Below are 15,125 nucleotides of genomic sequence, written 5' to 3' on the forward strand. Positions count from 1 at the left end.
AATATGAGTGAACCAGTAATTGAATCAACTAACTTAGACTTATTTTACGGTGACTTTCAAGCCCTTCACGACATTAATTTAGCTTTTGATCCAAACGAAATCTCAGCACTAATCGGTCCTTCAGGATGTGGAAAGTCAACGTTTTTACGATGCCTTAACAGAATGAATGACATGATTGATAACGTTACGATTACCGGATCTGTTCAGTTTCGGGGTGATAATATCTATGCTCCCCAGACGAACTTAGTTGAATTACGTAAAGAAATTGGTATGGTGTTTCAACAGCCTAATCCGTTTCCGTTCTCTGTGTACGATAACGTAACGTATGGCTTGAAGATTGCCGGAATTAAGGATAAAGCTAAACTAGATGAAATTGTTGAGCGTAGTTTAAAGCAAGCCGCAGTATGGGACGAAGTTAAGGATCACCTCTATGACAATGCCTTGTCCTTTTCCGGGGGCCAACAACAAAGAATTTGTATTGCCAGAGTGTTAGCAGTTTCTCCAGACATTATTTTGATGGATGAACCAACTTCGGCACTTGATCCAATCTCGAGCGCAAAAATTGAAGATACGTTATTGGATTTAAAGGAACAATACACAATTGTGATTGTGACCCACAACTTGCAACAGGCATCTAGAATTTCTGATAAAACGGCGTTCTTTATGGATGGAACGGTTATCGAGTACGATAAAACCAGCAAGATATTTGTTAATCCAGAAAATCAAAAAACTGAAGACTACGTTTCTGGTAGATTCGGATAGGAGGAGTAAGATGGGAAAAATATTTGATGATGAGTTATCAACTCTCAAAGCTGATTTTATGAAGATGGCAGCATTGGTTAGAGATGCAGTTGCCAATAGTGGCCAGGCATTTATCGATCACGATGTGGATGCTGCTAACGCAGTAATTGAGCGGGATCATAAAATCAATGAGATGCAAACATATTTGGAAAAACGCTCGTTTGAGCTAATTGCGTTGTATCAACCGGTGACTACTGATTTACGTGAAGTTGTTGGGGTGTTAAAGAGTGTTACCGACCTTGAGCGGGCGGGCGATCATGCCAGAAACATTGCCCGATCCACAATTAAGATCAAGGGTCAGGATAGAATTAGCGAAGTTGAGAAGGTAATTGCGACCATGGTCAATGAGGTAGTGAAGGAGTATGCCCAATCAATCGAGGCATACGCTGCAGCGGACCAGAATAAGGCAGAAGAAACTGCTCAGATTTTTAATGAAGAAATTAATGATCTTTATAACGGTGTTGCTTCACCAAGCTACCGGACAATGTCTGAAAAACCGGATATCTTGAATTCAGCGATTATCTATTTGAATGTGGCCAAAGATCTGAGTCGGATTTCTGATTATAGTACAAACATTTGTGAGTGGACTGTCTACCTTGCTACCGGAAAAATAATTGAACTAAATTAAGTTTTTGTGATTTTAGCGCTGCATACTTGAATGCGGTGCTATTTTTTAATACTCTTAAGTTAATATCGAAGGAGGAATTCATCATGAAACAAGCAAAAAATTTCAAAAGATCTGCGACTGACAAATTAGTGGCGGGTGTTTTGGGTGGGATTTCCCATGAACTCAATTGGAATTCTACTTTAGTTAGAGTGCTGTTTTTGATTTTGATGTTTACCCCAGGAATCAACATCCTGTTGATCATTGCATATATTGCTGCCGTGATCATGGTACCTTCCGAAGGGTCAACGGCATCATTCTTTAATCTATTTAAGAATACTTATCAGACAACTAAAGATGGGAAATCTTCCAGAAAAGTAATTCATAGCGTGGAAGAACACGATGTGAACGATAAAGGAGAAAAATAAATGCGTTTTTTAACTAATCTATTGCTGAACACGGTTTTGTTCATGGCAATTAGTGGCTTTTTACCTAACTATTTTTACGTTTCTAGTTTTGGAGTTGCCTTTTTAGCCGCGTTTGTGCTTGCATTCCTTAACTTTTTAATCAAACCGTTACTGACTTTGTTCTCACTACCAATCACCATTTTGACCTTTGGACTTTTCAGCTTGGTGATCAACGGAATTATTTTGGAGTTAACTTCTAAAATTGTTGGACCTGGGTTTGAATTTTCATCGTTTTGGGTAGCAATGTTAGTTGCAATCATCATGTCAGTTCTTAGTGGTATTATCGTAGAATTCTTTTCTCGTGAGTCACATTAAGCGCTAACAAAGTGGTAAAATTAAACCAATAATGTGCATTAAGGAGGGATTAGTTTGGCAGAAAGCGTTACGATTGCTGATTTAGTTAAAAATGCTCGACTCGACGTTTATGCAGGCGAAGAGTATCTGGCTGAAAGAAGTGTTTCAACTAGTGATATTTCTCGTCCAGGATTGGAATTAACGGGCTTTTTCAACTACTATCCATCTAAACGAATCCAGCTATTAGGAATTACCGAGATTTCATATTCAAAAGGATTGTCTCATGAGGAACTTCTTAAAGTTATGCAGCAAATGTGTCAACCAGAAACACCTGCCTTTGTGATTTCAACTCAGTTGGAGCCACCTGAAGAATTACTTGAGGCCGCTGAAGAAAAACACATTCCCATTTTAGGTTCAAAACTAACGACGTCTCGGGTTTTAAGTAACATGACTAATTACCTTGAGGATAAGTTGGCTGAACGTCAGTCAATTCATGGGGTACTTGTTGATGTCTATGGATTAGGTATTTTGATCACTGGTGACAGTGGGGTTGGTAAGAGTGAAACTGCTTTGGAATTGGTTAAACGTGGTCATAGACTGATTGCCGATGACCGGGTCGAAGTTTATCAACAAGACGAACAAACATTGATGGGGGAAGCTCCAGCAATTTTGAAGCATCTATTGGAAATTCGGGGAATTGGTATCATAGATGTAATGACGCTGTTTGGAACTGGTGCGGTTAGAAGCCGAACCAAGGTTTCACTAATTATCCACCTTGCTAATTTTTCAAAGGATGCCAAGTATGATCGTCTTGGAAATGGTACTCAGGACGTTAAGTTTTTTGACGTAAACGTGCCTAAAATGGTCATTCCCGTTAAGACTGGTAGAAACTTAGCTATCATCATTGAGGCCGCAGCGATGAACTTCAGGGCTCAATCAATGGGGTACGATGCAACGGAGACGTTTGATCGTAATTTGAATAACTTGATTAAAGTGAATAGTGAAAAAGATGCTGATGAAAAGAAGCAAGAAGACAAAGCTAAGAAGGCTAATAAAAAAGCGTTGTCTAAAAAAAGTGGGGATAAAGACAAAGACTAGGAGTTTTTAATTTTGAACAATTTGTTGTTATCAGCATTGAACCCGATTGCTTTTAATTTGGGACCAATCCAGGTTCACTGGTATGGAATCATTATTGCAACCGGGGTTATTTTGGCGGTTACACTAGCAGTTCAGGAGGGTAAACGTCAGGGAATTGACCCAGATAATATTTACGACATGATTCTTTGGGCACTTCCAGTCGCTCTCATCTGTGCAAGGGCCTATTACGTGATTTTTCAGTGGGGGTATTATAAAAACAATCCCGGAGAAATCATTCGGATCTGGGATGGTGGAATTGCGATATATGGTTCCTTAATTGGGGCAATGATCGTGGTAATTCTATTTTGCCGAAGTCGCTTTATTCCAGTGTGGAAGATGCTCGATGTGGCGGCACCAACGGTAATCATGGCCCAAGCAATTGGCCGCTGGGGTAACTTTATGAATCAAGAGGCCTTCGGTAAAGTAACATCTTTACAATTTCTACAAGGCTTGCACTTACCTCAGTTCATCATCAACCAGATGAATATCTCTGGAGCGTACAGACAGCCGACGTTTTTGTATGAGTCTATCTGGAGCTTCCTCGGATTTTTGGTGTTGATTTTCTTACGTCACAATCCAGGACTATTCAAGCGCGGAGAAATCTTTTTGGCCTACGTAATGTGGTATTCGTTCGGAAGATTCTTCGTAGAAGGAATGCGCACAGATAGCTTGTACTGGGGTCCACTGCGAGTTTCTCAGATTCTTTCAATTGTGTTATTTGTTGGTGCGTTGGTAATTCTAGTAATTCGACGCAGAAATAATCAAGATGTGTGGTATGTTAATAAAGAGATTTCTAAGCAAGAAGACTAAAGGAGAATTTTAATGACAAGCAAAATTGCAGTTTTAGGGGCAGGTTCTTGGGGCAGTGTGTTAGCAAGCGTTCTAGATGAAAACGGGCATGACGTTCGCTTATGGTCGTACAATAAGGAACAAGTTGACTTGTTTAACTCAACTCATACGAACCCTCACTACATTAAGGATCACACTTTCTCTAAAACGTTAGTTGCATACAATGACTTAGCTGAAGCAATTGATGGGGCTGAGTACATCCTATTTGTTGTTCCAACTCAGGTTACGCGTTCGGTAGCTAAGCAAGTTGCTGAAATTCTAGAAAAGAACAACCAAAAAGTTGATTTGATTCATGCTTCAAAAGGAATCGAGGAGGGGACATATATGCGCCTTTCTGAGGTTTTAGCTGAAGAAATCAAACCAGCAAACCGTAATTCAATTTCCGTTATTTCTGGTCCAAGCCATGCTGAAGATGCAATTCGTAAGGATATTACTTTGGTTACAGTAGCTAGCAGAAATTTGGGTGATGCAGAGAGAGTGCAACATCTATTTATGAACAGTTACTTCCGGGTTTATACCAGCGATGATGTTATCGGGGTAGAAATTGGAGCAGCATTGAAGAACATTATCGCAATTGGCGCAGGTGCACTTAACGGTTTAGGGTACAAGGACAACGCCAAAGCTGCTTTGATGACCAGAGGATTAGCAGAAATTTCTCGTCTTGGAACTTCGTTTGGTGCAAATCCATTAACGTTTATCGGTCTTTCAGGGGTTGGTGACATTATTGTTACTGGTACCAGCACTAACTCACGTAACTGGCGAGCAGGTAACGAACTTGGTCAGGGAAAGTCACTTGATGAAGTTATTGACAATATGGGAATGGTTATCGAGGGGATTGCCACGACCAAAGCAGCATACGAACTGTCAAAGAAGCGTGGAGTAGATATGCCGATTACTAGTGCAATTTACCATGTGCTTTACGACAATGCAGATATTAAGGAAACGATTAATCAATTAATGACCCGTGAAGGTAGATCAGAACTTTCATAGGATAATTCGGAGGTAGAAGTGATGCCAAAAAAAGTTACAAAGGCTGTTATTCCAGCAGCTGGTTTAGGAACTAGATTTTTACCAGAAACTAAGGCACTTCCAAAAGAAATGCTACCAATCGTTGATACACCAACGATTCAATTCATTGTAGAAGAAGCCAAAAAATCTGGAATCAAGGACATTGTAATTGTAATTGGTAAGGGGAAGCGTTCAATCGAGGATCATTTTGATTCTAATCCTGAGTTGGAATTAAACTTGGAGCAGAAGCAAAAAACTAAGATTCTTGAAACCATTCGAAAAACAAATGATATGAACATTTACTTTATTCGTCAATCACACCCACGGGGACTTGGGGACGCAGTTTATACTGCGCGGAGCTTTATCGGTAACGAACCCTTTGTTGTGATGTTAGGCGATGATGTAATGGAAGATAAGGTTCCGTTGACTAAACAGTTAATGGAAAGCTACAAGGAAACCGGAGCCTCAACCCTTGCCGTTAAACGAGTTGCTCATAAGGACATTTCAAAGTATGGGGTCATCGACCCATCTGAAGAGGTAAAATCAGGTCTCTTTAATGTTAAAAAATTCGTGGAAAAGCCATCTCCTGAAGAGGCTCCATCGGACCTTGCCATCATTGGTAGGTATCTGTTAACTCCGGAAATCTTTGGAATTTTGGAAAATACTAAACCCGACAGTTCAGGAGAAATCCAATTAACATCCGCAATCGACGAATTGAATCAAACTCAACGAGTATTTGCCCATGAATTTAAGGGTGAAAGATTCGATACTGGGAACAAGTTAAGTTGGTTAAAGACAAACATTACGTTTGGCTTACGACACGATGAGATTGCTGATGGCCTTCGTGAGTATCTAATTGCACTTGGTAAGTCACTAAGTGATGAAAATAAAAAGTAATTTGGACAATTTACTTTACATACTTACATTTTGATAGTAAATTAAATTGCGTAAGATTTAAAAAGGAGGATCCATTATGACAAAAAGTTACGATGTTGTAGTGATTGGTGCAGGCCCTGGTGGAATGACTGCTGCGCTTTATGCTTCAAGAGCCAACCTGTCTGTTGCTATGATCGACCGGGGAATTTATGGTGGTCAAATGAATAATACCGCCGAGATTGAAAACTATCCTGGTTTTAAATCAGTGATGGGTCCAGACTTGGCTCAACAAATGTACGATGGCTCAATTAACTTCGGTGCTGAGTACGTTTATGGATCAGTCGAAGAAATCATCGATAATGGTGATACTAAAGTAATCAAAACAGATAGTGAAGAAATTGAAGCAAAGGTTGTTGTGATTGCGACTGGATCTGAGTACAAGAAGCTGGGCATTCCTGGCGAAAAAGAATACGGTGGCAAGGGAGTTTCATACTGTGCCGTCTGTGATGGGGCATTCTTTAGAAATAAGGATGTTGTTGTCGTTGGTGGTGGTGATTCGGCAATTGAAGAAGGTTCTTACCTTTCTGGAATTGTGAATAAGGTTACAGTTATTCACCGTCGTGACACACTTCGTGCTCAAAAGGTCATCCAAGACCGTGCGTTTGAAAATGATAAGATGGATTTCGTTTGGAATACAAATGTTGTTGAAGTTCTTGGCGATGGCGACAAAGTTACAGGCGTTAAGGTAAAGAATAACGAGACAGACGAAGAAAGTGTTGTGGAAACTTCAGGAGTATTCATCTATGTTGGGTTGTTGCCAATGACCGATCCATTTAAGAGTTTAAACATTACTGATGAATCTGGTTGGATTGTTACTAATGACCATATGGAAACGTCAGTTCCAGGTATTTATGCAATTGGTGACGTGCGTCAGAAGGAACTTCGCCAAATCACAACTGCTGTTGGTGATGGTGGAATTGCTGGTCAACAAGCATTTAAGTACATTGAGGAATTAAACTCAAAGTCACCAGTTAAGGGTGCTTAAAAAGGTACGACAAAATTGATTTGCGAAAGTATGTTCGTATGGTAAAATACTTTTGTGAGTAAGGCTGAAACAAAACTTAGTTTTGCTGAGGCCTTTTTATTTACTTTAAAAAAATCAGCTTTCAAGTTGGATTGGAGGACTTTGATTGATAGAGCGACAGGATGATAGAAAATTTGATTTAGTTTCTCAATACAAACCAACTGGAGACCAACCAAACGCCATCAAGGAATTGGTTGCGGGGGTTGAAAGCGGTGAAAAAGAACAAATTTTAATGGGCGCTACTGGGACTGGAAAGACGTTTACAATTTCTAATGTTATTTCTCAGGTTAATAAGCCAACACTAGTTTTGTCTCACAATAAAACGCTGGCTGGTCAGTTATATAGTGAATTTAAGGAATTCTTCCCTAATAATGCGGTGGAATACTTCGTTAGTTACTATGATTACTATCAACCAGAGGCTTATGTCCCTTCCAGTGATACCTATATCGAAAAGGATTCATCAATCAATGATGAAATTGATAAGTTGCGGCATTCCGCTACCAGTTCACTGTTAGAGAGAAATGATGTTATTGTTGTGGCGTCGGTTTCCTCAATTTTTGGATTAGGTAGTCCTAAAGAATATAAGGACCATGTAGTATCGCTGCGTGTCGGTCAGACAATGGAACGGGATGCACTGTTACGGGCATTAGTTTCGATTCAATTTGATAGAAATGATATCGATTTTCAACGGGGGCGTTTTAGGGTTCACGGAGATGTTGTGGAAGTTTTCCCAGCATCGTTAGATGACCATGCCTTACGAATTGAATTTTTTGGAGACGAGATTGACCGAATTCGCGAAGTCGATACTCTGACGGGTGAAGTTATCGGTGACCGGGAACACGTAGCCATTTTCCCGGCGACTCACTTTTTGACCAATGACGACATTATGAATCAGGCGCTTCCAGAGATTAAAGAAGAGCTTGACCAACAAGTAAAAAAATTTGAGGCGGAAGGTAAACTTCTTGAAGCCCAACGATTAAAGCAAAGAACTACGTATGATATCGAAATGATGCAAGAAATGGGTTACACCAGTGGAATTGAAAATTATTCGCGATTTATGGATCGAAGAAAACCTGGTCAACCACCGTTTACGTTACTAGATTTCTTCCCAAAAGATTTCTTATTGGTTGTTGATGAGTCCCACCAAACGATGCCCCAAGTTCGGGGAATGTACAATGGTGACCGGGCAAGAAAACAACAATTGATTGATTATGGTTTTAGACTGCCATCAGCACTTGATAACCGACCTTTACGTCTGGAAGAATTTGAAAAGCACATCAATCAAGTTATTTACATGTCTGCCACTCCAGGGCCTTATGAATTAGAGCGGACCAAAAATGTTGTTCAACAGATTATTCGGCCAACCGGTTTACTGGATCCAACTATTGATGTCAGACCGATTATGGGTCAGATGGATGATTTGGTTGGCGAAATCAATAAACGAATTGATAAGCATGAGCGGGTTTTCGTTACTACGCTTACCAAGAAAATGGCTGAAGATTTGACCGACTACCTTAAAGATTTAGGAATTAAGGTAAAGTATCTACATTCTGATATCAAGACTTTAGAACGTACTCAGATTATTCGGGACTTGCGACTGGGTAAGTTTGATGTTCTTGTTGGAATCAACCTGTTAAGGGAAGGAATTGACGTTCCTGAAGTTTCATTGGTTGCGATTTTGGATGCTGATAAGGAAGGCTTCTTGAGAAATGAACGTTCATTGATTCAGACAATTGGACGGGCTTCTCGGAATGAGAATGGTGCCGTGATTATGTACGCTGATAAGACAACGGATTCGATGCAGTATGCCATTGATGAAACTAAGAGGCGGCGTTCGATTCAAATCAAGTATAATGAAGAACACGGAATTACTCCGCATACTATTAAGAAGGATATTCGTGGATTGATTGCCTCTACCGTTGAAACTAGCGATAGTGGTGAGAAGGATGACTTTGTTGAAAGCGACTTCCAACAAATGTCTCCTAAGGATCAAAAGGCAATGATTTCCCGACTAGAAGATGAAATGAGATCAGCTGCGAAGGCACTTGATTTTGAACAGGCTGCTACGCTTCGCGACACTGTTATTGAATTAAAAGGTGAAATGGATTAAAGAGGAATTTAAATTGGCAAATGACAAAATAATTATTAGTGGAGCCAGAGCTCACAATTTAAAAAACATCAATGTTTCAATTCCTAAGAATAAATTGATTGTTATGACGGGCTTATCGGGTTCAGGGAAAAGCTCCTTAGCGTTCGACACGCTGTATGCCGAAGGACAGCGTCGTTACGTTGAGAGTTTATCGTCATACGCTCGGCAATTCTTGGGACAGATGGATAAGCCGGATGTTGATTCAATTGAAGGACTTAGTCCAGCAATTTCAATTGACCAAAAAACAACATCAAAGAATCCCCGGTCAACTGTCGGGACGGTTACAGAAATTAACGATTACCTTAGGCTACTTTGGGCTCGTGTAGGAACACCAATTTGTCCAAACGATGGCTCTGTTATTTCTAGTCAATCTGTAGACCAGATGATTCAGCAGATCATGGCACTTCCAGAAAGAACTAAGTTACAAATTTTTTCTCCAATTGTGAGGGGCAAAAAGGGTGAACATAAAAAGATTTTTGAAAAAATTAAGCGTGAAGGTTTTGTCCGGGTTCAAGTTGATGGTGAGAACTATGATATTGATGACGATATCGAACTTGATAAGAATAAACAACATGACATCAACATCATAATCGACAGAATTGTTGTCAAAGAAGGAATTAACAACCGCCTTTCAGATTCTTTGGAAGCAGCGCTTAGATTATCTGGCGGGTATGCAGTTGCTGATTTCTTGGGCGAGAGAGACCCAATGTTGTTTTCAGAGCACTATGCTTGTCCAGTTTGTGGATTTACCGTTGGCGAATTGGAACCCAGATTATTTTCTTTTAACTCGCCCCTTGGTGCTTGTCCAGATTGTGATGGCTTGGGGATGAAGCTGGAAGTCGATCCAGATTTAATCGTTCCGGACCAGACGAAAACTTTAAATGAAGGTGCGTTAGTTCCTTGGAGTTCTTCTAACTCAAAATACTACCCCAATATGCTGGAACAAGTGTGTGCATCTGAAAAAATTGATATGGACACACCGTTTAAAGATTTAAGCAAGAAACAGCGTGACTTGCTGCTATATGGATCAAAGAAGTCGAAGATATACCATTTTCATTTAAGTAGTGATTTTGGCGGGATTAGGGATGTAGACGGTCCGTTTGAGGGTGTTGTTAACAACGTTGATCGCCGTTATCATAACACTTCAAGTGACTACGTTCGTGATCAATTAGGTTCATACATGACTGAATTGACCTGTGCAACTTGTCATGGATACAGACTTAATCGCAAGGCACTTGCTGTTAAAGTTGATGGTCAAAACATCGCCCAAATTTCTGAGCGAAATGTTGGTCGAGAGCTTAATTTCTTTAAGGAAGTTAAGTTTGGTGAACAAAACTCGATGATTGCTAAGCCAATTATTAAGGAAATTTCTGACCGATTAACTTTCTTACAAAATGTTGGGTTAGACTATCTAACTCTGTCTAGATCGGCGAGAACTCTATCTGGTGGTGAAGCACAACGGATTAGGTTAGCAACTCAGATTGGATCTAACTTATCTGGAGTTCTTTATATCCTGGATGAACCTTCTATCGGTTTGCATCAGCGTGATAACGACCGTCTGATTCAGTCACTTAAAAACATGCGAGACTTGGGTAACACTTTGGTTGTTGTTGAACACGATGAGGACACGATGCGGGCTGCTGATTACATTGTTGATATCGGACCTGGTGCTGGTGCTGATGGGGGAGAAGTAATGGCTTCAGGAACTCCCAAGCAGGTTGAAAAAGTCAAAAAGTCAATTACCGGTCAGTATTTAGCTGGCAAAAGATTTATTCCCGTTCCAACCGAGCGACGTAAGGGTAATGGCGAAAAGATTACTGTCGTCGGTGCCAAGGAGAATAACCTGAAGGACACCACTGTCGACTTTCCACTCGGAGAATTTGTGGTGGTTACTGGTGTGTCTGGATCTGGAAAATCAACGTTAGTAAATGAGATTTTGAAGAAGGCCTTGGCTCAGAAATTAAACCACAATTCTGAAAAGCCTGGTGCTTACGCTGATATTAAGGGTTATGACAATATTGAAAAAATTGTTAATATTGATCAAACTCCAATTGGTAGGACCCCTCGGAGTAACCCAGCAACCTATACGGGAGTTTTTGATGACATTCGAGATTTGTTTGCTAGCACTAATGATGCCAAACTCCGTGGATTCAAGAAGGGACGCTTTAGCTTTAATGTTAAGGGCGGCCGTTGTGAAACTTGTCGTGGTGATGGAATCATTAAAATTGAGATGAACTTTTTGCCAGACGTTTATGTTCCTTGTGAAGTGTGTCATGGTAAGCGTTACAATGCAGAGACCCTTGAAGTTGAATATAAGGGCAAGAGCATTTCTGATGTTTTGGACATGACGGTTGAAGAAGCACTAGACTTCTTTAGTGCCATTCCCAGAATTCAACGAAAACTCCAAACAATTAAAGATGTTGGCTTAGGTTACGTTTCGCTAGGACAACCCGCAACTACGTTATCTGGTGGGGAAGCTCAACGAATGAAATTAGCTTCTGAGCTTCATAAGAAGTCGTCTGGAAAGAACTTTTATATTCTCGACGAACCAACAACTGGTTTGCATACCGAAGACATTCGTAAGTTGCTTGGCGTGTTGCAGCAGTTAGTTGATCAAGGTAACACAGTGTTAATCATCGAGCACAATTTGGACGTGATTAAGAGTGCGGATCACCTGATTGATTTAGGCCCTGAAGGTGGGGATGCCGGCGGCCAAGTCGTGGCAACGGGAACTCCTGAAGAAATCGCTGAAACTAAGGATAGTTACACTGGTCAGTATTTAAAGCCGGTACTTGAAAGAGATAAAAAGCTTACAGCAGAAAATCAATAAAATTCGTATATGTACAAACAGCGTTGGTACCTAATTTATGGGTTAAGACGCTGTTTTTTTGAGATTTCATGCATTCTTAACCTTTTTTATTTAAAATGAAACGCCCGGTATGTTATACTCGAGGAAGTTTGTATACGAAAGGGAATAATATGGCTGTCAGAAATCGTTTCGTGATCATTACTGGAATGAGTGGAGCAGGCAAAACCGTTGCTGCCCAAAGCTTTGAAGATTTGGGCTACTTCGTGGTTGATAATATGCCACCAACTCTATTACCTAAGTTCATGGATTTAATTCGTACAGAACGTGAAATTAACAGAATTGCCCTAGTCGTAGATTTACGATCCCAAGTATTTTATGACGAAATTTTGGCAATGAATAAACAACTTAAGGACGATTCTAATAACGATGTTGAGTTAATCTTCTTGGATTCATCTGATACTAAGTTGGTATCTAGATATAAAGAAACTCGGCGATCACATCCGCTTGCAAGAAATGGGCGGACAATTGATGGCATTCGTCAAGAACGTGATCTATTGAAGAGTGTTAGGGACGCTGCCGACTTAGTGGTTGATACAACAACGTTATCACCGAGAAAATTACGGGAAGAAATTTTTCATAACTATTCAATTGATAACGGCAAACTCCCATTTCATGTCGAGGTCATGTCGTTTGGCTTTAAATATGGGCTACCATTAGATGCCGATATTGTTATGGATGTAAGGTTTTTACCTAATCCATATTATGATCCCGATATGCGTTACAAAACTGGACTTGATAAAGTTGTAAGTGATTTTGTAATGCATTCAGATGGTGCTGAAGAATTCTATGCAAAGCTGCATGACTTAATTTCGTTTACTTTGCCAGGGTACGAAAAAGAGGGAAAAGCAAATTTAACCATTGCGATTGGTTGTACGGGTGGTCAGCATCGATCTGTAGCCATTGCACAGCGTTTAGCAACTGATTTAAAGCAAAATTATACCGTTAACATAACTCATCGGGATATAGATAGGATTAAAGCAAAGGGGGATGACTGATGTATAACGCGTTGAATAGTCACCAACCTAAAGTAGTTGTGATTGGTGGAGGAACTGGGTTACCAGTAATTTTAAAAAATTTAAAAAACCATCATGTCGATATAACTGCAGTGGTTACGGTGGCAGATGACGGGGGATCTTCGGGTGTAATCCGAGATTACATTAACGTTGTTCCACCTGGAGATATCCGAAATGTAATTGCGGCACTTTCTGAGTTGCCACAAACGGTGCTTGATTTGTTTCAATATCGTTTTAACAGTAAGGACCAATTTTTTGCTGGACACGCAATTGGAAACCTAATAATTGCGGCACTCTCTGAGATGGAAAATGGTATTTTTGATGCTGTTCAATACCTTAGTAAGGCGATGCAAGTTGATGGGCATATCTATCCAGCCGCTAACGAGCCGTTAGAGTTAAATGCAGAGTTTACCGATGGCACCACAATGAAGGGTGAATCGGAAATTACTGCAGCGGATAAGATGATTAAACGGGTGTGGGTTGAAACTCATGATAAAAAGCATGAGCCTCAAGCTGTGCAACAAGTAATCGATGCAATTTTAGATGCGGATCAAATTGTTATTGGACCCGGAAGTTTGTTTACTAGCATTTTGCCTAATTTAATGATCAAAAATGTAGGTCAGGCGATTCTAGAGTCTCAAGCTGATGTTGTGTACATCTGTAACATTATGACCCAAAAGGGTGAGACTGATAACTTCACTGAAGCTGACCATGTGCGTGTTTTAAATGAGCATTTAGGCAAAAACTTCGTTAATACGGTTCTGGTAAATAATCGTGAGGTACCTAGCGAGTACATTGATCACCAACGTTGGAACGAAATTTCTCAACCAGTTAAGCACGACTTTAACGGTCTCAGAGAGATGGGGTGTCGTGTGATTTCCGCTGACTTTTTGGAATTAAAGGAACGCGGTGCGTTTCATAATGGTCAAGAAGTAGCTGATGAACTAATGAATTTAATTGGCAGACCCAACGAATAATGAAGGAAAGGAGTGGTAGATATGTCTTACGCAAGTGAGGTAAAAAAAGAGCTTACGTCATTGACTGTTCACCGTGATAATGCCAAAGCTGAATTAATGGCATTGATCAGAATGAACGGCTCAATTTCGCTAAAAAACCACCACTTCATATTGAATGTTTCATCTGAAAATCCCGCTATCGCCAGAAGAATGTATAAGCTGCTGACGCAGTTTTACGGTATTACTGGTGAACTAAGCGTTCGGAAGCAAATGAAGCTTAAAAAGAACAATCTGTACATCTTAAGGGTTAATGAGCGGGCAGCAGAACTATTAGATGACCTTAAAATCTTTGACGGTGTCCAGATTGTTGATCGCGTTCCGATTGAGTTGCTTAAAAAGGATTCTCAAATTCGTTCTTATTTAAGAGGGGCTTTTTTGGCCGGAGGATCTGTTAACAACCCCGAAACCTCCAGATATCATCTGGAAATCTACTCACTGTATGAAAATCATAACGATATGATTGCAGAAATGATGCAAGGGTATAATTTACCAGCCCGAACAACTAAGCGCCGGAGTGGGTATATTACCTACATTAAGGAAGCTGAAAAAATTGCTGATTTTCTTCAGCTAATTGGAGCAACTAGTTCCATGCTTAAATTTGAAGACATTCGAATTGTTCGCGATATGAGAAACTCAGTTAATCGTTTGGTAAACTGCGAAAATGCCAATATGAACAAGGTAGCAAGTGCTGCCAGTCGACAAATTGAAAACATCAAGTTGATTGATGACACAGTAGGGTTAAACCAACTGCCTGACAAGCTGGCACAAATTGCCCAGACTCGATTAAACCATCCGGAAGTGAGCTTAAAGGAATTAGGCGAAATGGTTCCCGGTGGCCCAATATCAAAGTCTGGAGTTAATCATCGACTTAGAAAAATTAATGAGTTTGCTGAGAAATTAGGTTCAGAAGAAACTGCATAAAAATATGTATTAAAAAAACCGTGAACATTTTTGTTCA

14 protein-coding genes are annotated in these 15,125 nt (G+C 40.2%); all 14 read left to right on the top strand.

Annotated elements, in window-relative coordinates; genetic code table 11:
• The first annotated feature begins 3 nt into the window (after window positions 1-3).
• The 14 genes from pstB (at window position 4) to whiA (ending at window position 15,088) form a co-directional block, all read left to right on the top strand.
• Window positions 4-762: a phosphate ABC transporter ATP-binding protein PstB gene (gene pstB / locus PL11_RS07920; RefSeq protein WP_035167509.1), complete on the top strand. Its 759-nt coding sequence runs from the start codon at window positions 4-6 to the stop codon at window positions 760-762.
• 10 nt (window positions 763-772) lie between these two features.
• Entirely contained in the window at window positions 773-1,429 is a 657-nt protein-coding gene (gene phoU / locus PL11_RS07925; protein ID WP_035167508.1) for a phosphate signaling complex protein PhoU, read from the top strand.
• Between the two features lie 83 nt (window positions 1,430-1,512).
• Complete coding sequence (locus PL11_RS07930) at window positions 1,513-1,833, top strand: PspC domain-containing protein (RefSeq protein ID WP_035167507.1); 321 nt, start codon at window positions 1,513-1,515, stop codon at window positions 1,831-1,833.
• The gene (locus PL11_RS07935; RefSeq protein ID WP_035167506.1) at window positions 1,834-2,187 is read left to right on the top strand and encodes a phage holin family protein; all 354 of its coding nucleotides are present in this window, start codon (window positions 1,834-1,836) and stop codon (window positions 2,185-2,187) included. It abuts the gene before it with no gap.
• A gap of 54 nt (window positions 2,188-2,241) precedes the next feature.
• Complete coding sequence (gene hprK, locus PL11_RS07940) at window positions 2,242-3,264, top strand: HPr(Ser) kinase/phosphatase (protein ID WP_191982059.1); 1,023 nt, start codon at window positions 2,242-2,244, stop codon at window positions 3,262-3,264.
• A 12-nt stretch (window positions 3,265-3,276) separates the two neighbouring features.
• Entirely contained in the window at window positions 3,277-4,113 is an 837-nt protein-coding gene (gene lgt, locus PL11_RS07945; RefSeq protein ID WP_035167502.1) for a prolipoprotein diacylglyceryl transferase, read from the top strand.
• 12 nt (window positions 4,114-4,125) lie between these two features.
• On the top strand, window positions 4,126-5,142 hold the full coding sequence (locus PL11_RS07950; protein WP_035167500.1) for an NAD(P)H-dependent glycerol-3-phosphate dehydrogenase: 1,017 nt from the start codon (window positions 4,126-4,128) through the stop codon (window positions 5,140-5,142).
• Between the two features lie 21 nt (window positions 5,143-5,163).
• Entirely contained in the window at window positions 5,164-6,057 is an 894-nt protein-coding gene (gene galU, locus PL11_RS07955) for a UTP--glucose-1-phosphate uridylyltransferase GalU (protein WP_035167499.1), read from the top strand.
• Window positions 6,058-6,133: 76 nt separating this feature from the next.
• A complete protein-coding gene (gene trxB, locus PL11_RS07960; RefSeq protein ID WP_035167498.1) occupies window positions 6,134-7,081 on the top strand; it encodes a thioredoxin-disulfide reductase in 948 nt (315 codons plus the stop codon).
• A 145-nt stretch (window positions 7,082-7,226) separates the two neighbouring features.
• Window positions 7,227-9,230, top strand: coding sequence for an excinuclease ABC subunit UvrB (gene uvrB, locus PL11_RS07965; RefSeq protein WP_035167497.1), 2,004 nt, complete (start codon window positions 7,227-7,229; stop codon window positions 9,228-9,230).
• 13 nt (window positions 9,231-9,243) lie between these two features.
• On the top strand, window positions 9,244-12,099 hold the full coding sequence (gene uvrA, locus PL11_RS07970) for an excinuclease ABC subunit UvrA (RefSeq protein ID WP_035167495.1): 2,856 nt from the start codon (window positions 9,244-9,246) through the stop codon (window positions 12,097-12,099).
• A gap of 149 nt (window positions 12,100-12,248) precedes the next feature.
• Complete coding sequence (rapZ, locus tag PL11_RS07975) at window positions 12,249-13,133, top strand: RNase adapter RapZ (protein WP_035167492.1); 885 nt, start codon at window positions 12,249-12,251, stop codon at window positions 13,131-13,133.
• Complete coding sequence (locus PL11_RS07980) at window positions 13,133-14,128, top strand: gluconeogenesis factor YvcK family protein (RefSeq protein ID WP_035167490.1); 996 nt, start codon at window positions 13,133-13,135, stop codon at window positions 14,126-14,128. The genes rapZ and PL11_RS07980 overlap by 1 nt, the downstream gene beginning before the upstream one ends.
• Window positions 14,129-14,149: 21 nt before the next feature.
• Window positions 14,150-15,088, top strand: a complete 939-nt coding sequence (gene whiA, locus PL11_RS07985) for a DNA-binding protein WhiA (protein WP_035167488.1) — start codon at window positions 14,150-14,152, stop codon at window positions 15,086-15,088.
• The last annotated feature ends 37 nt before the right edge of the window (window positions 15,089-15,125 follow it).

The sequence above is a fragment of the Lentilactobacillus curieae genome, from assembly GCF_000785105.2.
GTDB classification, from domain to species: Bacteria; Bacillota; Bacilli; order Lactobacillales; family Lactobacillaceae; genus Lentilactobacillus; species Lentilactobacillus curieae.

Bases quoted from the DNA above. Each gene is read 5' to 3' on its own strand.
- PL11_RS07950 (WP_035167500.1), top strand. From the start codon at position 4,126: ATGACAAGCAAAATTGCAGTTTTAGGGGCAGGTTCTTGGGGCAGTGTG.
- whiA (WP_035167488.1), top strand. From the start codon at position 14,150: ATGTCTTACGCAAGTGAGGTAAAAAAAGAGCTTACGTCATTGACTGTT.
- PL11_RS07980 (WP_035167490.1), top strand. From the start codon at position 13,133: ATGTATAACGCGTTGAATAGTCACCAACCTAAAGTAGTTGTGATTGGT.
- trxB (WP_035167498.1), top strand. From the start codon at position 6,134: ATGACAAAAAGTTACGATGTTGTAGTGATTGGTGCAGGCCCTGGTGGA.
- phoU (WP_035167508.1), top strand. From the start codon at position 773: ATGGGAAAAATATTTGATGATGAGTTATCAACTCTCAAAGCTGATTTT.
- pstB (WP_035167509.1), top strand. From the start codon at position 4: ATGAGTGAACCAGTAATTGAATCAACTAACTTAGACTTATTTTACGGT.
- PL11_RS07930 (WP_035167507.1), top strand. From the start codon at position 1,513: ATGAAACAAGCAAAAAATTTCAAAAGATCTGCGACTGACAAATTAGTG.
- PL11_RS07935 (WP_035167506.1), top strand. From the start codon at position 1,834: ATGCGTTTTTTAACTAATCTATTGCTGAACACGGTTTTGTTCATGGCA.
- galU (WP_035167499.1), top strand. From the start codon at position 5,164: ATGCCAAAAAAAGTTACAAAGGCTGTTATTCCAGCAGCTGGTTTAGGA.
- rapZ (WP_035167492.1), top strand. From the start codon at position 12,249: ATGGCTGTCAGAAATCGTTTCGTGATCATTACTGGAATGAGTGGAGCA.